Below are 18396 nucleotides of genomic sequence, written 5' to 3' on the forward strand. Positions count from 1 at the left end.
CATGACTGTAGACACTGAGGTGTGGAGCAAGGTTCTCTCCCAACTGGAAGGAATAAACAGGACCGGTCTCACCATGCCTGAGAGCGAGCTACTTAAGTACGTGGAGAGGGAGTGGAGGACGTCGATGCAGTTGGTTGAGCGGTTCAACAAGGACATGGGTGAGAGGAGGTGGTTTAGGGCCATCTCGGCTTTCCTCCAACTACTTCAGAGGGCAAACGCGGCTTACTCCTACCTCTACCAGCCAACCACAGTGGCCTCTTTAAACAACGAGAGGGTTGCGAATATCGTGAATGACGTCTTAGGAGTCCTCACAGACACGGTCACTAGGTGTGTTGAGGAAATAAAGTCCTCATCTAAGGACATGGGAGTGGAGAGCGTGACACTCGCAACTTCCTCGTTTCCCCCCACATTAAGCGTATCGGTGGTGGTGAAGAACGCTTGACGCTTACACCAATTGGAGTGAGTTGTTGAGAAAAGCAGAGGAAGTCCAAATACCTTCAGTGAGGGCGAAACCCCTCACTCTCTACGTAGGGCTTGGAGGTAGTGGGATAGCGGGAGACATGCTCGCTGGACTGGGATTACCGGTCGTAGTGTGGAGGCAACCCAATTACCCCACTTGGCTGAAGGAGGCTACCTTGGTGGCAGTGAGCTACTCCGGTGAGACGAGTGAGACTCTCCAAGTGGTTTCTGGAGCTTTGGAGGCTGGAGCCCAGATAATAGCGCTGACCTCGGGCGGGAGAGTAGAGAAGCTCTCCAAGGAGAGAAATATACCGTTGATAAAGGTTCCTTCTGGACTACCACCGAGGCTGGCATTTCCTTACCTCCTTATTCCACTCCTGAGGCTCCTCAATGAGTCGTACTCTGCAGGGATCAGGGTGGAGGACTTCAGAGAAGGAGCTGAGAGAACGAAGGAGGAGAACTTCAGGAGAGCGAAGGAAGTAGCCACATCGATTTACGGTAAGATCCCAGTGATTTACGGCTCGAAGTTCCTGGCAATAGCGAAGAGAATGAAACAGCAGATAAACGAGAACGCGAAATATCCGGCGTTTTATGGGGAGGTCCCCGAAATCCACCACAACGAGGTGGAGGGGTATGCTAGAGCATTCCCTCTACAACCTGTACTCATAAAGGGAGGAACCGCAGACGAGGTGACGGCGAAACTATTGAACCCAATCGTCTTAGAACCTCCTACGGGGACTCTTCTCCAACAATTCGGAGCTCTCACCCACCTTGTAGACCTAATATCGCTCTACTTGGCGGAGATCCTGAAAGAGGATCCCTACACATTATGGGTGATACCTAAAGCGAGGGAACTCACAGCATCGCTTTTTAGGTGAGCCTCTCCCCTTCTCACATGAAAGTCAGCATCCTAAACACGCTGGGTAAGAGGAAGGAAGAGCTGACAACCGTTACACCGGGAGTCGTCAAAATGTACGTCTGCGGTCCCACCGTGCAGGACCTAGTCCACCTAGGCCACGGAAGGACATTCGTGGCCTTTGACGGAGTAGTAAGGTACTTGAAAATGGCCGGCTATGACGTGATCAGGGTACAGAACATAACAGACATAGACGACAAGATAATAAGCAAGGCTAGCCAAGAAGGTAGAAGTTGGGAGGATGTGGCCGATCATTATTCCAGAGAGTACCTCGAGGCCATGAGGTCACTGAAAGTGGGGATAGACATGCACCCGAAAGTGACTAAACATATAGGGGAAATTGTGGATTTCGTGTCGAGACTTATCGATAAAGGAAACGCTTACGTCGCCCCCAGTGGAAGTGTGTACTTCGACGTCACTACGTATCCAGCGTACGGGGAGCTCTCCAACACGAAGATGGAAGAGTGGGACCAAGGGGAAGAGTTTCTCAAGGAGAAGAGACATCCTTACGACTTCGCCCTCTGGAAGTCAGCTAAGCCTGGAGAGCCGAACTGGGACTCTCCGTGGGGCAAAGGGAGGCCGGGTTGGCACATTGAGTGCTCCACCATGTCCTCACGTTACCTCGGCGGGAAGTTCGATATACACGGAGGCGGGGCTGATCTGGTATTTCCCCATCACGAGAACGAGAGAGCTCAGTCAGAGGCCCTCCTAGGTTCAGGCTGGGTGAGGTACTGGATGCACGCCTCATTTGTTACGGTACGGAAAGAGAAGATGGCGAAGTCTAAGGGCAACTTCATTTCCATCAAAGATGCCCTGAGTAAGTGGAGTCCTTCGGTGCTCAGGTATTGGTTCCTCTCCACTCACTACAGGTCAGAAGTCGACTTCAGCGAGGAGGCCCTTCAGGAAGCGTCGAATGCGTTGAATAGGCTCAAGGATGCCCTCGCCGTCGCCAGATCTGTAGTGAGAGAGTCCAAGGGATTTAGGGCCTCTGATGCCGATGTGGAGATTCAGAGGAAGATCGTTAGACTTCACGCCGAGTTTCACGAGAGGATGAGTGACGACTTCGACACTCCAGGCGCGCTGGCCTCAATCCATAGGGTGGCTGGAGTAGTCTTTTCTGAGCTCCAAGGGAGAGACAATCTCCTCGGAGGGATGTTGGCAGTTAACGCCTTCAGGGAGTTCAACCAAGTATTCGGAGTGATGGACGAGGAGTTCTGGGAAGGGGCCAGAACTGCAGAGGTGATAGACGCCGTCTTAAAGGTCAGGAACGTTCTCAGGGAGAGGAAGATGTTCGATCTCTCAGACGAATTGAGATCTGCCCTGGCAAAGGCTGGAATTAAGGTGTTAGACGGAAAGGAGGGCTCTACTTGGAGATTCGAGTAATGAAAATGGGTTTCCTCTCACCGAGCCTCTGAAGTAGTTCCCGAGTAGTGTCGGTGGAGTCGAGCTTAACTGCTTCCTCCAATCCGAAGAACTTAGCCTCCATGGCGTCGCTTGAGGGCGTGGGGTCGCCGTCGGCCTCGGCATAGAAGTCCAATATGACGTAATGGTATCCTTCTCTAAGGGTCTCAACTACGCAGAGGAGCTCACCAACCTTCACCTCGAGTCCAGTCTCTTCCTTAAGTTCCCTGATGACAGCCTCCTCCAAGGTCTCACCGTACTCCACCTTTCCCCTGGGATCGCCCATAGGCCGGCATTAGGAGGATGTCCTCTCCTTACAAGAAGGACCTTGTTACCTCTCTTCACCAGGCCTCCTACCGCGACCAAAGGTCTAGAACTCACACATATACTAACAGGCAGAGACTCAAAAAAGTAGGCGTCTCAGTCTACAAGCGATGTTGATGTAATCTATTTAAGTGTTTTCAATCCAGATACTTAACTTGGAATATATTAATCGTTCCCTTGATTAGCAACTAACTCTCTGGAGCAAACCAAGGACTACGATAAATAGTCTGCAAATAATTTTCAAACTTTCTTACTTTGAGCGCAGCTAGGTGTTACGAGACATTTTTGAATTTAACAGTCATTATTCAATATCCATGTCATTACGTGCTTGATGCCTTCTTTAAGTGGCGTTGGGTTCTTTATGATAGGGTTTTTGGCCACTAGTTTTTCGGCTTCTTCTAGTATGTAATCTTTATATGATATTTTTATTTTTTTTCCTGTTATTTCTTCTATTAGCTCGATGAGATCGTTTACTGATGTTCCCATTCCAGTACCTGCTTCATATTCTCCAGGATTTAGTCTACCATCAATAATATCTTTTATTACTTTCACAACATCTCCCACATAAACGTAATCTCTGATGTGGGAACCGTTACCATAGACTGTTGCTACTTCATCCTTTAATGCGGCCCTAGTAAATAAATAAACGGCACCTTTCCTAGAATTCTCCCCATAAATGTTATAAAACCTTAAAATATAAGATTTCATTCCATAAAGCTTATCGTATAGCCTTATCCATTCTTCACTATGTTTCTTTGCAAGTGAGTATGGGTTTGTTGGATTTTCAACAGATCCAGAAGTAGAAAAAACGAATATAGCCTTATTTCTTCTAGCTATTTCTAAAAATCTCAATGTTAATGCGAGGTTATCATTAAAATACTCATAAGGGTACTCTATTGAGAGTCTTATTAAACCCCTAGCAGCCAAATGAATAATAACATCATATTTACTATCTCCCAAATCATCACCTACATCATATCCATACACTTCATAGCCATGTTTCTCCAGATAATCGTAAATATGTCCACCTATGAAACCTTTATGACCAGTGACTAAAATTCTCACATCGTCTTGCTATCATACCACCTCTTAAAAGCTTTAAGGGGAATCTATGCATATTGAGAATTTAAAGAATAACATATTATTATAGATAATTTTAATATAGATTTTTCTTTAATATTATTTATATCTAAAGCACAATATATGTATATAACTTTTATTATTCCTTAACTTAGAATGGGTGCCAGATTGTATACTACGGTCTAGTTCGAGGCTCATGCTTCCCATGTGGACACAAACACTATCCCAAGGGTGTCTAGAATGTAAATATCTGGACGAATAGATTAACACAGCGATAAACATCTCCAAGGACATTCAGGTCCCTATTACGAATCCATTTAACTCTAATCACTGACTGTTTTTATCTATAGGTTGTGGAAAATTTCTAATCTATATGTGTTGAATAGAAAAATTTAAATGGGATAAAAGAAGAAAGAGGAATTAGAGATATGATAACATGAGAAGACAATATTGATCTCTAGTAAGGTAAATATATTCCTCTAGGTCAACTGGGGAAGAACTCACGCGGCCCAGGCTGTAGAAGAGGATCAGGCCACCTAGTTCTGCTAAGCTGGAGGAACTGTTTGACTCTCTGTGGGAGGGTTAAAGCTCTCTGCAGAGCTGTCTGCCTAGAGCGTGGGCCGCCTACACTATTATCTAGTAGAGGAACTCATCGCCTGAGGAAAAAACTTAAATGCATAACTCACATCGTGAGCGGGATGAAACTCTCCGTAGCGATCCTCAGCCTGATCGTGATGTCCGTTCTACTTCCCTCAATCTCCTTAGCACTTCCAACTCAACCTCCCTCACCCTCCTTGACTTCTCAAATCCCTCCAGGCTATTATCCGACCTACCTGTCCTTTTCCATCACGTACAACTCCAGCCATCAACTGAACATCTACTACGTTAACTACACAATCAGGCCAGGACAAGGAGGTGAGCTAGCTGTAAACGTGTCAACGAACGCAACTACTACGGTTAATGGGACTACTCGCTACGTGTTCTCATTTTTAAGAAATGGCACCTTTACCGTCAATACCTTAGAGGACGTAATGAACCTGTCATCTCTGCCTTACATCTACCCAGGCTTCTTGTTCAATTCCACCTATGGCGTCAGCACACCCATCAGTGCAGTGGGGCTAATCTTCAAGGGCGAGTTGAACACGACCTTCACGGGACAGAAGGAGTACCTGTACTCTGTCTACCTTCCAAACCAACTGTCCGGCTTGTCCATACTGCTCTCCGATGGGGTCCTCTATCAGTTAAACTCGACTTATAACGGCGGAGAACTTCACCTACAGCTGCTAGAAGAGAGGTTAGGCAGCTTTCCACTGGAGTTAGGCCAGGTGCCCAATCAGTTGCCATCTGGACTACAGGTTCCTTACATCTATTCAACATACAACTTCAGTCCCCCAGCCCAGGCCCTTATTCCGTCAGGCTATGTGGAGTTCATGCCTTCAACGATCTTTGGAAACGGACTCTTCTCCATGGAACAGGCGTATGTGCAATACGTCGAGCTAGAACCGCTAACCAAGGCCTACGTTGGGCCTCTGAGAGTTCCCGTGTCTTTTCTACTCGAAGTGGGTAACTTAAGCCAACTACAATTTCCTTACATACCTAATTTCACAAGACCTACAAATCTGTTCTACGGAGGTCTACTTTTCAAGCTCAACGGATCCTCCAACGAACTCTACAGCTACGTTAACAAGACTGGCCTGTCCTTGACTGAACTACAGGTAGAAGGTAACGGTACAGTGTACCAGTTCTCGACAGCCCTAAGGAGTTCCAATGGAACCTACGTCACTCAATACCAAGCTACATTGATAGGTAACAGGTTCGTCACCGGAACTGTTCCCCAAGTAGTCCACGGGGGTCAAAGCCAGTTGCCATATCACGTGATCTCTCCTATTACTTCTCTATTGATCACAATAATAGTAACGGCGGCGATATCAGCAATAATAATCCTTCTGCATAGACCCAAGTGATTGTATTTTAACCCCGGGGGGATCATATAGAGTAGTGCTTTAATCTTTTAGATCCCGACAGCATTACGGGAATTATGCAGGAAGTTCAACAGGTCCTCACGGCTAGTTTATACACCCAACAGATGAAGAAACTGAGTCGCATCGGCGAACTCCTGGGTCTATCCAACGAGGAGCTCGAGTCCCTTTCTACCCCAGAGAGGGTGATTCAGGTCAAGGTACAAGTGGTCGGCCCAGACGGTAAGGTCAAGACTTACATAGGGTGGAGGTCCCAACACAACAGCGCGCTAGGACCATACAAGGGTGGCGTAAGGTACCACCCCAACGTTACCCAGGACGAGGTGATTGCTTTATCGATGATGATGACGTGGAAGAACTCCCTCCTCCAGCTTCCCTACGGAGGAGGTAAGGGAGGAATAAGGGTGGACCCATCAAAGCTTACTAGGGCCGAGCTGGAGCAGCTTTCCAGGAACTATGTCGAGAAGCTTCACAAATACCTGGGGAGCGAAGTGGACATACCTGCCCCCGACCTCAACACCAACAGTCAGACCATGGCGTGGTTCCTGGACGAGTACACCAAGTTGAGCGGTAAGATAGACTTTGCTGCCTTCACTGGCAAGCCCTACGAGGTGGGAGGCATACAGACTAGGAACTACAGCACTGGATTGGGCGTCTCCGCTGTGGCCAGGATGGCTGCGAAGAAGTTTCTAGGCGGGATAGAGGGTAAAACTGTGATAATCCAAGGCTTCGGAAACGTAGGTTCCTTCACCGCCAAGTTCCTTCAAGAAATGGGAGCCATAGTGATAGGCGTAAGCGACGTAAAGGGGGGAGTAATAGATCCCAAAGGTATAGATTACGAGAGGGCCATGGCAGTTGAGAGAGAGAAGGGCACGGTGACTGAATACCCCACTGGGAGGAAAGTCACTAACGAACAATTACTCGTGTCCGAATGTGATATACTCATCCCGGCAGCCATAGAAAACGTGATACACAAGGGCAACGCAAACCAAGTGAAGGCGAAGCTTATTGTTGAGGCAGCCAACGGACCTCTCACGGCCGATGCCGACATAGTCATGAAGGCCAGGGGAATTCCAGTAGTCCCAGATATCCTGGCCAACTCCGGTGGGGTAGTGGGAAGTTACGTGGAGTGGGCCAACAATAAGATGGGAGGAATAGTGGAGGAAGAAGAAGCCAAGAAACTCATAATGTCTAGGTTAGAGAAGGCCTTCGAGGAGACGTATAAAATGTACGAGAAATTGAGTGATCAGGACCTGAGGACCGCGTCCATGTCAATAGCAGTCCAAAGAGTAGTGAATGCTATGAGAATGAGGGGACTCATCTGACCATTGCTTCTTCACATCCACATTTTAGAGTAGGGTCCTTTTCTATTCACTCTAATGTGTATCTTAATGGGAATTGAGGGAAGACTCCTCTCGCGGAGATGTACCCCCCTCATTTAAACATCAGTTCCCAGGATAATATCTAGACGATTGCCGCAGACGAGGTAGGCGTCACGGAGACGCCTAAAAGCAAGGGTCCGTGAAGTACGCCTCCGCCCCGTCAGAAGGCCCTTAGTGGCCACAGACCGATCGGGCGGTGCTCAGGGGTGGGACGGTCCTCAGTGCCTGAGGAATTCTCCCCTTCCCACACGTTACGGGCAAGGTGAGGCTATGAAGCAGGAAGCCCAGTCCGTAAAGGTGGGGTGAGTTCAGATAGACGACAATTAAGAGAGACCCCACCGGGAGACGAAATTCTCTTGTAAATTTTGGGAAGTTTAGTAAATGTCACATATGCCCTTGTAGAGAGAATGGACGTCTAAGCATATTTAAGTCACGGTTCACGAATACAACCTAATGACTATCTCCTGGATGCGGACGTATGGTGTCACCATCAGGATAGATCTCCCTTAGGACTATGGGAACTATGAAGTGGAAGATCCACCGTACGGAGTTTGTTCGCTTCGTTCATATAATCTGAATCAAGAAGACAAACACCAATACTGCGGTTATAATTGCCGCTGCAACTATCATCCACTTCGCCATCCTCTTGGAGCTCCCGAAAACTATCGGAACTGGACCAACGAATATTACCCCACCGAACTCCCCTTTCCCCTCCGATTCCTCGCTCCGCCCTTCACTCCTTCTACTAGCCTTTATGATCTCATAAATGACACCCGCAAATATCAGGAGGAAGCCCAAGAAAACTACGACGAACCCAAGTTCCAGTAGTTCCATAGGATCTACTTCAATCCCTCCGTTTTTATCTTATTCGCGAGGACCTCAACCTCAGTTGGCACTTGGACAGAGTCCATCATAGTTATTAGAGATCCGACCCTCTCCCTCAATGAATCGTAATTCAGCCCCCTCCTCTTGAACACTGATTGGAGCCAGTTCACTAACTCGTCCCTATTCAGATCCCTGAGTTCTCTGTCCTCCGGTACAATACCTATTCTCCTCAAAGATCCCACAACCGACTCCCTATTGAAGTAGCTTTCCATCTCCCTCCCTATTCTTACACAACCTGAGGAGTCCTCTCTACAATCTCCTACCACCACCACCCTCAGGTTCAATGCCTCCTCCAACTTCCTCCATAACCTGAGGTCAACCTCGCTGTTGAGCCTATACACCTTTATCCCTAGCTCCTCAGGATCTGCACCCACCTTGGCCATCCAATACTTCACTACCGATGGCTCGACGAGGCCAGTTGTGAGGAGGATGTGGTTACTAAAGAAGAGGTCCCCAGGAGAGACGCCGAGGAAGGTCATGGTCGACCTCACCTCGTCGTCGAGTCTGACAACTGAAGCGTAAGAGGAGTTCTCCTTCCTCTCCATGACGATCACCGCCTGAGCTAACGGTAAGACGTAAGGTGAGTGGGTAGTGGTAATCACCTGTAAAATGTCCTTCTCAGCCCAGTCCCTGATCAGCTTGAGGATCTTGTACTGAAGGGAAGGATGCATGTTGACTTCAGGTTCCTCCACTAACACCAGCTTACCTGGACTCATCCAGAATACGAAGAGTAGCATTATCACCCTTTGAAAGCCGCTAGCAGTGAGGTCTATGTAGACAGGAAGGCTTTGCATGTTTATGACGAGTTTCTTGAAGTCGGCGAAGTCTATTCCCTTAACCTCTGGGACGGTCTTGCTCACCAAGTTCACGAAGTCGTACCAGTACTTCTTCAAGTTTATGGGGGACCTGTTGAGCTCCGCCATTCTTTTCATTAGAGAATCGAAGTAGACTTGGTCGAAAATAGGGACGTAGTCGACCTGAGTCGCAACGTAATCCAGCACAGGCTCCAGGGCTCTTATGCCGTCGCTGCTCAAGGGTCTATCGTTCATGAAGACTGTCTCGGGCTCCCACTGCATCGCCTTGGACTTGTAGGATATCCTCACGGACATTGTGAGCTTCAGTGGCTCCTCCCTTCCAATGGCCCTAGCGACCTCGGCCGGCGAAAGTTGGACTGTCCCAGCGAGAGTGATCGGTTTATCCACATCGTAGTCCTTCCATAGGAGAACCTGCTCTTGCTCGGGATCTTCAAAAGTAGCCCTCATGAGGCCGGCCTTCATGTTCTTCAAGAAAAGGTAGACAGCTGAAAGCAAGTTGGTCTTCCCCCTTCCGTTGTATCCTACCACCACGTTAAACTTCTCTAGCTGAGGCAGGTTGACTTCAGCGAGTCCTCTGAAATTGGTGGCCTGAAAGCTGGTGAGCCTCACGAGTGTTCACTTCAATGGAGTATTACCGTTCAAGGCGTTAAAATGGTTGGGCGTCTAAAAAGAAGGCAATTTCTCTTCTTCAAGAAATAGGAGGTATTATGGGCAGTACTACTTAAAGGCTCGATCTCAAGTATCCTCCGTCTACGGGTATGAGAGCCCCAGTGACGTAAGTGGCAAGAGACGACGCCAAGAAAACGATGACGTTGGCCACCTCCTCAGGAGAAGCTATCCTGCCCAACGGAATGTTCTTTGTCATTTCCTCCTCCGCCTCCTTCTCAGTAATGGCTTTGGACTTGGCCCTGAACTTAACTAATTCCCTCACCCTGTCTGTCATGGCGTAACCTGGCATCACTCCGTTAACGAGGATCCCTTTGGGACCCAGTTGTCTGGCGACGCTTCTGATGAGTCCTGCCAGCGATATCCTCACTACATTGGATAAGTCTAGGTTATCCACTGGTTCCTTGAGGGTCATGGAGGTGGAGAGAACGATTCTCCCTCCCTTGCCCATCACCTTTGCCGATTCTCTCACTGCCACTACGGCGCTCATGAGCAGGAGTCTGAAGGCGTATTCCCAGTCGTCGTCCTTGAGGTCCATTATGGTGCCTGCCCGCGGGCTACCGGTGACGTAAGCCAAGACATCGAGACCTCCTAGTTGGGCTGTCCCCTCCCTTATAAGGGAGGCTACTTGGTCCTTATCTGTGAGGTCGCACCTCATGGACTTCACTGGTCCGTATTTGGAAAGTAAGGTAACGGCCTCGGCTAACCTAGATTGATCGTCGGAGGAGACGAGCACCGTGGCCCCCTCCTCTAAGAACCTCTTCGCTGTGGCGAACCCCAACCCCCTGCTGGCGGCGGTTACAATTACCTTTTTTCCCGACAGTCCCAAATCCATTTCAGATCAGGTACTTCTCTAGTCCTCCTCCTAAGAAAGCTTTCAGTTTTCTGAAGTCGGATTCGAGTTCCTCTTTCAGGGAAGGGTTGTAGAGAGCAGCGGCGGGATGGTAAGTGGGGAAGACCGTGGCGGTTTCTTCCCCTAGCTTAACCTTGAAGGTTCTTCCCCTAACCGACTCTATGGACTTGAAGTTGATCTGGCCCCTCGATAGAACATAGGCGGACGAATGACGTCCTAAAGTAACTAGAATCGTGGGCTTAACCAGGGATATTTCCCGTTCCAGATAAGACCAACACGCAGCCTCTTCTTCTGGGGTGGGTTCCCTGTTCTTAGGTGGTCTACACTTAACTAAGTTAGTTATGTAAACCTCTGTTCTGCTCAGTCCCAGGACATCCTCGATAAGTTTAGTCAGAAATTTGCCCGCCGCTCCAACGAAAGGCCTCCCTTCCGCGTCTTCGTTAGCTCCTGGGGCTTCTCCGACGAACATGGGACATCTTCTAGAGCCCTCACCTGGGACTGCGTTGGTCCTACTCCTCCAAAGTGGGCATCTACTGCAGCCCAATACCTCCGCCCTAAGCTGATCTAGAGTCAACACAGAGAGTCTAGGGTGAGGGAAAAAAACTCACTTCCTCCTCTTATTACTCCCGAAGAGTACTACTCCCACGACTACCACTACGGCCACGACTATGATTCCTATAACGAGAGGGCTGGAGAGTTCCCTAAGTAAAACTTGTGTCAATGGAGGAGAAACATAGACGTTGAAGTCAGAAGCTTGAGCGAACGGCACGAAGGAACCAGTCTGGTTCCACACTGCTGTAACACTCTCGGTATAGGTCCCAGGCGCTATACCGCTCGCCACGTCTATTACAAAGGTGACGTTGACCTCCTGGCCTGGGGCTAAGTCCCCTATGCCAGCTGAACTAGCCGTCAAAGCTGAGAGTGGATTGGAAGTGCTGACATAAGGATAGATTACGTCTGAAGGGTTGAGAATTATTCTAACGTTCTGGGCCTTTGCTTGTCCATCATTTTCTATAGTTAGAGTGATCCCTACCTGGGAAGTACCGGGATTCAAGACTGGCTGATAGACCTTAGTTACTATCACGTTAGCCTTTGGTTGGAGCTTCAACGGATACTGTTGCGAGTAAAGGCCTCCGTCGTAGCTAACTGTGAGGTTAAAGTAGTAAATCCCGGCTTTAGTGTCGTTAGGTATGTTGAATACGAATGAGATGTTTGCCCTACCCCCAGAGGGTAATGCTCCAATTTTGACGGGATTCTGAGAAACGATTTGAAAGGGTGAGGATATAGAGAGCGTGACGTTCTCCGCTAGTGCTGCCCCGTAGTTTACTACGACTGCAGTTATAGGTACGTCGTAAAACCCTGGGAACACCTCGGGCGGGACTGTATATAAGATAGCGGTGAGGTTGGGACTAGTGATAGTCACTGGCAGGAGCTCGGTGACGTTCTGCTGGAAGTAGTGCACTGTGACTGGCACGTAGTAGACTCCGGTGGTGACGTTGGGGTAGACGCTGGCCATGACTGTGCCCACGTTCTCCTGGCCGGCTGGGACGTAACCTACCGTGGCGTTGGTCTGCTGGAGAAGGAGCGGGTACTCCCTGTGCTGGAAGTAGATCGTCACGTTGCTCGCAGTGACCGTGCCGGTGTTCTTGACCACCACCGTGAGCGGGACGTTGGTCTGGCCTGGTCCTACAACGAGCGGGTTGTTGACGGAGCCCCACAGGCTGTCCAGGCTGAGGGTCACACTACCCTCGACGTAGACTGGCAGGAGCTCGGTGACGTTCTGCTGGAAGTAGTGCACTGTGACTGGCACGTAGTAGACTCCGGTGGTGACGTTGGGGTAGACGCTGGCCATGACTGTGCCCACGTTCTCCTGGCCGGCTGGGACGTAACCTACCGTGGCGTTGGTCTGCTGGAGAAGGAGCGGGTACTCCCTGTGCTGGAAGTAGATCGTCACGTTGCTCGCAGTGACCGTGCCGGTGTTCTTGACCACCACCGTGAGCGGGACGTTGGTCTGGCCTGGTCCTACAACGAGCGGGTTGTTGACGGAGCCCCACAGGCTGTCCAGGCTGAGGGTCACACTACCCTCGACGTAGACTGGCAGGAGCTCGGTGACGTTCTGCTGGAAGTAGTGCACTGTGACTGGCACGTAGTAGACTCCGGTGGTGACGTTGGGGTAGACGCTGGCCATGACTGTGCCCACGTTCTCCTGGCCGGCTGGGACGTAACCTACCGTGGCGTTGGTCTGCTGGAGAAGGAGCGGGTACTCCCTGTGCTGGAAGTAGATCGTCACGTTGCTCGCAGTGACCGTGCCGGTGTTCTTGACCACCACCGTGAGCGGGACGTTGGTCTGGCCTGGTCCTACAACGAGCGGGTTGTTGACGGAGCCCCACAGGCTGTCCAGGCTGAGGGTCACACTACCCTCGACGTAGACTGGCAGGAGCTCGGTGACGTTCTGCTGGAAGTAGTGCACTGTGACTGGCACGTAGTAGACTCCGGTGGTGACGTTGGGGTAGACGCTGGCCATGACTGTGCCCACGTTCTCCTGGCCGGCTGGGACGTAACCTACCGTGGCGTTGGTCTGCTGGAGAAGGAGCGGGTACTCCCTGTGCTGGAAGTAGATCGTCACGTTGCTCGCAGTGACCGTGCCGGTGTTCTTGACCACCACCGTGAGCGGGACGTTGGTCTGGCCTGGTCCTACAACGAGCGGGTTGTTGACGGAGCCCCACAGGCTGTCCAGGCTGAGGGTCACACTACCCTCGACGTAGACTGGCAGGAGCTCGGTGACGTTCTGCTGGAAGTAGTGCACTGTGACTGGCACGTAGTAGACTCCGGTGGTGACGTTGGGGTAGACGCTGGCCATGACTGTGCCCACGTTCTCCTGGCCGGCTGGGACGTAACCTACCGTGGCGTTGGTCTGCTGGAGAAGGAGCGGGTACTCCCTGTGCTGGAAGTAGATCGTCACGTTGCTCGCAGTGACCGTGCCGGTGTTCTTGACCACCACCGTGAGCGGGACGTTGGTCTGGCCTGGTCCTACAACGAGCGGGTTGTTGACGGAGCCCCACAGGCTGTCCAGGCTGAGGGTCACACTACCCAGAACTGGTATGGGGACTAACAGTCCCTGTTGGGCCGGAAAGAACACGTTAGTCACGTTCTCTATATAAGATAGCCCCAACTTGTCCTCGTAGACTCCCTGCTTCGCAGAGGCGCTTACACTGAGAAACACCACGAAACTGATCTCCCTTCCAGGTGGCCAGTACGATAGGTAGAAACTAGGTGAACCGTTCTCGTAGTTGTAGTTGCGGAATGGGGAAACGTTGAAGACCGTTACGTTAACGTCAAGGAGAGGGTATGGTCCCTCGTTGATCAAAGTGAAGTTAACGGGGGCACCAGTCTCACCTGGCGCTATTACTCCCTCCACCGGCTCTCCGAAGGCTTGAACGTGTTCTACCTGAGCAGTCGTTTGAGGTACGAAAATCAAGGAGGCCAAAAGAATCGGCACCAACAACATTAACGATCTAAGCTTCATAGCGATCCTGTGGGATACCGATATATCGAATTAAAAATCTATTCCCAATCACGTTTACGAGACTATAGCACCTTCGCACAACCAAACGCTTTCAATCTCTCCTAAACGTCCTTGTCGAGAGTTGCGTTCACGTAGTGCCACCCGAGGACTTCAGTCGACTACCCATGAACCGAGGACGGGCACCTCTCGAGAGGGTGGGGGACGAGGAAGGTGAGGGTGGTGCTCCCCTCCACCGGCCCCGAGGACTTGAGGGTTTGCGATCCCTTAAGGGTGGCCGGGGCGGAATTGGAGGTGGATGAGTTACGCCGCGGGTAAACACCGAAAGTATAGTAACAACTAGAAGGCCGTACCCATTATGCTTCATTAAGATTCCAGAAGCTCTCCCCAACCGGATTAAGCAAGGTTCTTACGTGAGGGTCTGACAGATCGCAATATTATGCATAAAATATTTAGGAGAAATGTCCGAATGTGTGTTCGGATATAACTTGAGATCAGAGGAAGTCTCTCACTTGGAGGAACTGTTCGACAGGTTCCCCGAAGTACCAAAGGAAGTAATACTAAAGGAGACCTTGCTTGTGAATGGGATCAAATTCACTGACAAGGCATTAGAGAAAGGAGGAGAGTACCAGGAGAAGGCATACTACCTTTTCACGTTCGATAAAGACGAACCCTCCATAGTGAGAAAAAGAGCAAGAGTGATCCCTCAGGAGATCTCAGTTTGGGGTGGGCCATGGGGACTAAGAAGAACTGTAATTCAGGGAAGACATTCGGAGAGAAGTCCATTTCTAGTAGATGTAGAAGACGAGAGGACAGTCCTGAGGGTGGGAGAGAGTAGGTTGGCAGACGTATCTTTCGCCCCAAAACCACAGTACTACGGCTCGCTTTTGACCTCAGGTTTAAAGGTGGAGGAAGTTGCTCCTGCCATCTACTGGGGTGAAACAGTGGACGTTACTGTCTTCAGGGTGTGTGAATACTGGGGGAAGGAACAATGCAAGTTTTGCGATATCAATGAGAACTTCAAGTGGTGGGGTGACTTGAGGTCTGGACTAGGTACTAAGGTGAACCCAGAGCTTGTAGCAGAGGCCGTCTACATCGCGTTTAAGTCACCTAACACGAAGAGATACCTGATCACCGGAGGAGCGATGAGAAACCAGCTAGAGGAGTCTCAGTTTTACCTGAACTACGTGAGAAGGACTGAAGAATTACTGGCAGGTAGGCTTCCGCTCAGGTTAAACGTCCAAGCTGTGCCAACCAATATTTTGTCCAAGTTCTACGAGGCAGGTGTAGACTATTACCATCCCAATATCGAGGTCTGGGACTCCAAACTCTTCTCCATGATATGTCCAGGTAAGGATAGGGTAGTAGGGAGAGACGAGTGGATCAGGAGGACGATCGACTCGGTCAAGCTGTTCGGAGTAGGTAACGTGAGCCCCAACTTCGTCGCCGGAGTGGAGGCTGTGAATGCGGAAGGACTACCTCGTAGGTTCGAAAAGATCGATGAAGCCCTAAGATCTACAGCAGAAGGGCTTGACTTCCTAATGAGTAGGGAAGTGGTTCCAAAGTTTGACACGTGGGCTCCAGAGCCTGGATCGATATTGGGGAGGCTGGGAGCCAAGCCACCTAGCGTTGAGTATTACGTTAAGTTATACCTAAAGTATCATGAGATTAGGAAAAGATACGGACTCCCCTACCCGGGTGGCCTGGGTGAGGGTGGGCCTGGAGTGTCGAAGGTTCCAGCCAGTGGGTTCATGGATATGTGATCCCCTATCATCGTGTTACCAAAGATCACAAGAGTTCTCTTGCATGTTTCGAGCATCCTCGCTTATCCGAGGAGGTCAAAGTCCTTTAAGTTGGATTCATAAGCATTTCGCAAACTCGTCGGTAACTGTCTAGAGATAAGCAAATTACTGCTCTCGAAGCGAACCACTTCACAAGAACTACGGCACTGGTTCCCTTTCTCCACGAAAATCAAGAAGTGTACACCCTCGAGCTTCCAGTCACTACTTTTGAGCCAGGCATAAACACTAACAATTCCCTCGGAAGACGAACCTCACCTTCCCTTGACAGGTCTCTCTAACGTTGAAGGTGTTGTGTCTGCCTGTGGATCCAGTATATTACATCTGACGATCTCTTGGTTTCTCCTCCATACCTAATCTCTACATCTAGTAGACGAGAGATTATGGTTTTCATCTTACCGTACCTTGTGCCTGAGGAACTTCCTCTACATTGGCGAGGGATCAGGAGTGAGTGTTGATTGTTCCCACCGCAGCTCGATGTAGCCTCGCATCTTCAATTCTGTCCCCAGCGCTCCTCGGGACGGCGGTCGACATGACCCAAGAAGTATTAACAGTAGTTCCACTAGTACTTTCCGTACACCACAAGGATTTAGTAACAGGAAGTCCTTACCTTAGCTTCTGGGAATCAAATTCCCACAGTTAGAACTGCCATTATAAATATTATAGCTATCTGAAATACTACCTGGCTACCTGAAACATAAACATTTCTCATACCCAGTTTCACGATCTTATCCCTATCCATAGCACCCCGCTTCAGTTCCATAAAGATTCTAACCTCGTTTGGCAATATTATCCCAAAACCCTGGACTGCGAGGATGAGCACTACAATTCCCGCTGCTATGACATAGGGGTTATGCAAAGTAAAGATACCTATGTCCGTTGCTAGGTAAATCCCAGCAGTGATAGCAGTGGCGGCCAAGGAAGGCATGAAGAGAAGCATCAGGGGGTTAACCTCATGATTATCTGGGAACGGGTGGCAGGGTCCAATGACCTTAGGACCCTGCTCATCACCAGCCCCATGAAGAGGTCTATCCCAGTCCAAGTACCACCAGTTATAACGTGCACGTAGTCTAAGAAAAGGAAGTTTCTCCCAAGTACAGCATATATTAGCGCTAATATTGGGACGAAGAACGAGAGCAGAGAGGAGGGTGTGAAAACCCTAATTTGAGAAGAGTCCACGAGTGACTCATAGTCTTCGATATATTTATTTTCATCAGTTTCCTAACAGATAATTTCTTTCCCTGAGAATTTAGGTTGGGATATATAACGTACTAAGGCTAGGCTTTTCGGAACTTCACTTCGAGGATAGAATCGACTTATCGAACTTTTCAGTGAACTCCACTACCATCTCCTGTCCTATAAAAGTGAGCACGTCCTTAGCGAACATCCTCATCATTAGTCCTAAGTCTTCGACTAACACGTACTCCAGTGGAACGTTAACTTTAAGCGAATTCTCTGTCAAGTCTAAACTGAATTTCTCTGGTGCCTCGAGGCCGAACCATCTAGCGAGTAGTGCCTTCACTTTCTCGGCCTTGTCTTCGATGGCTCGCACAACCTTGACCTTATACACTAAGGATTTCCCAGCATAAGGGTGGTTAAGATCTAGGACAACTCTTCCTCCACTCACGCTCTTGACTGTGGCGTACCCCCCGTCTGCCATTCTAAGGAGCATGTTAGGATAGGGATCCACCTTTTGCCTCCTCAACTCACTAAGGGGGACCACCCTCACCTTTCCAGGGTCCCTCTCCCCGAAGCCTTTCTCTGGAGGGACTTCTAACTCAACCTCGTCCCCCACGTTAAGGTTATAGAGTCCTTCCTCTAACCCCTTTATTACCCTATGTTCACCTAGTATAACGAGCTGGGGGGAGTACTTCTTGTCAGATTCGTATATCTCGTTCTTCTTAGCTTCCTCTTCAATAGTAGTGTCAACCACCTTTCCGTTGTCCTTGATCTTCAAAGTATAATCTATATAAATGAAATCTCCGTCCTTGAACAACTTTCCTCAGCGCGAGCTCCGTAGCCCTGAATTTAAGTTTAGCGGAATTGGCCCTTACTGCTCCTACTCGAGGTTCCCCCACCTTAACACCTTAGCACCATCCCACAAGAACTATCTAACCTCATAGACGAGATTTCACGCACTAAGATTTCCCAAATCCTTACTACGATGACTCAGGAAACCATTTCAGACTATGTGGATGTTCCAGCGAACTTGACTGTTCTCTATCTAGAGAGAGTTTATCTTTGAGTGGGTTTAAACTCCCTCACATTGACGGAAGGGACATCCTCACAGTTAGAATTTCCTTACCCCACTAAT

The 18396-nt window shown here is 49.5% G+C and carries 16 protein-coding genes; 6 read left to right on the forward strand and 10 right to left on the reverse strand.

What is annotated here, in order from left to right; translation table 11 throughout:
- Position 1 precedes the first annotated feature (1 nt).
- The 3 genes from HS1genome_RS10660 to cysS are packed head-to-tail and all read left to right on the forward strand — an operon-like array spanning position 2 to position 2758.
- Positions 2-442: a hypothetical protein gene (locus HS1genome_RS10660; RefSeq protein ID WP_126451039.1), complete on the forward strand. Its 441-nt coding sequence runs from the start codon at positions 2-4 to the stop codon at positions 440-442.
- Between the two features lie 25 nt (positions 443-467).
- Positions 468-1337: a bifunctional phosphoglucose/phosphomannose isomerase gene (locus tag HS1genome_RS10665; RefSeq protein ID WP_158613816.1), complete on the forward strand. Its 870-nt coding sequence runs from the start codon at positions 468-470 to the stop codon at positions 1335-1337.
- A 17-nt stretch (positions 1338-1354) separates the two neighbouring features.
- Positions 1355-2758, forward strand: coding sequence for a cysteine--tRNA ligase (cysS, locus tag HS1genome_RS10670; RefSeq protein ID WP_126451041.1), 1404 nt, complete (start codon positions 1355-1357; stop codon positions 2756-2758).
- Here cysS and HS1genome_RS10675 read toward each other — a convergent pair.
- Both HS1genome_RS10675 and HS1genome_RS10680 read right to left on the reverse strand, forming a co-directional pair.
- On the reverse strand, positions 2739-3062 hold the full coding sequence (locus HS1genome_RS10675; RefSeq protein ID WP_420877953.1) for an NUDIX hydrolase: 324 nt from the start codon (positions 3060-3062) through the stop codon (positions 2739-2741). The genes cysS and HS1genome_RS10675 overlap by 20 nt on opposite strands.
- Positions 3063-3391: 329 nt before the next feature.
- Positions 3392-4165: an NAD-dependent epimerase/dehydratase family protein gene (locus HS1genome_RS10680; protein ID WP_126451042.1), complete on the reverse strand. Its 774-nt coding sequence runs from the start codon at positions 4163-4165 to the stop codon at positions 3392-3394.
- 713 nt (positions 4166-4878) lie between these two features.
- Here HS1genome_RS10680 and HS1genome_RS10685 point away from each other — a divergent pair.
- Positions 4879-6144, forward strand: a complete 1266-nt coding sequence (locus HS1genome_RS10685; RefSeq protein WP_126451043.1) for a hypothetical protein — start codon at positions 4879-4881, stop codon at positions 6142-6144.
- Between the two features lie 74 nt (positions 6145-6218).
- Positions 6219-7484 (forward strand): Glu/Leu/Phe/Val family dehydrogenase, encoded by a 1266-nt coding sequence (locus tag HS1genome_RS10690; RefSeq protein WP_126451044.1) that lies wholly within the window; start codon positions 6219-6221, stop codon positions 7482-7484.
- Between the two features lie 621 nt (positions 7485-8105).
- On the opposite strand, the gene HS1genome_RS10695 is transcribed toward HS1genome_RS10690, so the two are convergent.
- The 5 genes from HS1genome_RS10695 to HS1genome_RS10715 form a co-directional block, all read right to left on the reverse strand.
- Positions 8106-8375 (reverse strand): TIGR00304 family membrane protein, encoded by a 270-nt coding sequence (locus tag HS1genome_RS10695; protein ID WP_126451045.1) that lies wholly within the window; start codon positions 8373-8375, stop codon positions 8106-8108.
- Positions 8376-8380: 5 nt separating this feature from the next.
- Positions 8381-9850, reverse strand: coding sequence for an ATP-dependent nuclease (locus HS1genome_RS10700; protein ID WP_126451046.1), 1470 nt, complete (start codon positions 9848-9850; stop codon positions 8381-8383).
- Between the two features lie 112 nt (positions 9851-9962).
- A complete protein-coding gene (locus HS1genome_RS10705) occupies positions 9963-10742 on the reverse strand; it encodes an SDR family oxidoreductase (protein WP_126451047.1) in 780 nt (259 codons plus the stop codon).
- 1 nt (position 10743) lies between these two features.
- Entirely contained in the window at positions 10744-11337 is a 594-nt protein-coding gene (gene udg / locus HS1genome_RS10710; protein WP_126451048.1) for a type-4 uracil-DNA glycosylase, read from the reverse strand.
- Positions 11338-11364: 27 nt separating this feature from the next.
- Entirely contained in the window at positions 11365-14286 is a 2922-nt protein-coding gene (locus HS1genome_RS10715) for a COG1361 S-layer family protein (RefSeq protein ID WP_126451049.1), read from the reverse strand.
- A gap of 458 nt (positions 14287-14744) precedes the next feature.
- On the opposite strand from HS1genome_RS10715, the gene HS1genome_RS10720 reads away from it, so the two are divergent.
- The gene (locus HS1genome_RS10720) at positions 14745-16046 is read left to right on the forward strand and encodes a radical SAM protein (protein WP_126451050.1); all 1302 of its coding nucleotides are present in this window, start codon (positions 14745-14747) and stop codon (positions 16044-16046) included.
- A gap of 661 nt (positions 16047-16707) precedes the next feature.
- Here HS1genome_RS10720 and HS1genome_RS12365 read toward each other — a convergent pair.
- The 3 genes from HS1genome_RS12365 to HS1genome_RS10730 form a co-directional block, all read right to left on the reverse strand.
- Entirely contained in the window at positions 16708-17022 is a 315-nt protein-coding gene (locus HS1genome_RS12365; RefSeq protein ID WP_197721491.1) for a hypothetical protein, read from the reverse strand.
- Complete coding sequence (locus HS1genome_RS12370; RefSeq protein WP_197721492.1) at positions 17022-17261, reverse strand: hypothetical protein; 240 nt, start codon at positions 17259-17261, stop codon at positions 17022-17024. The genes HS1genome_RS12365 and HS1genome_RS12370 overlap by 1 nt, the downstream gene beginning before the upstream one ends.
- Before the next feature lie 115 nt (positions 17262-17376).
- Positions 17377-18078 carry an FKBP-type peptidyl-prolyl cis-trans isomerase gene (locus tag HS1genome_RS10730; protein ID WP_126451051.1) on the reverse strand — a complete coding sequence of 234 codons (702 nt, stop codon included), beginning with the start codon at positions 18076-18078 and terminating at the stop codon, positions 17377-17379.
- Positions 18079-18396: the final 318 nt, after the last annotated feature.

It is taken from the genome of Sulfodiicoccus acidiphilus (assembly GCF_003967175.1).
In the GTDB taxonomy this organism is placed as follows: domain Archaea; phylum Thermoproteota; class Thermoprotei_A; order Sulfolobales; family Sulfolobaceae; genus Sulfodiicoccus; species Sulfodiicoccus acidiphilus.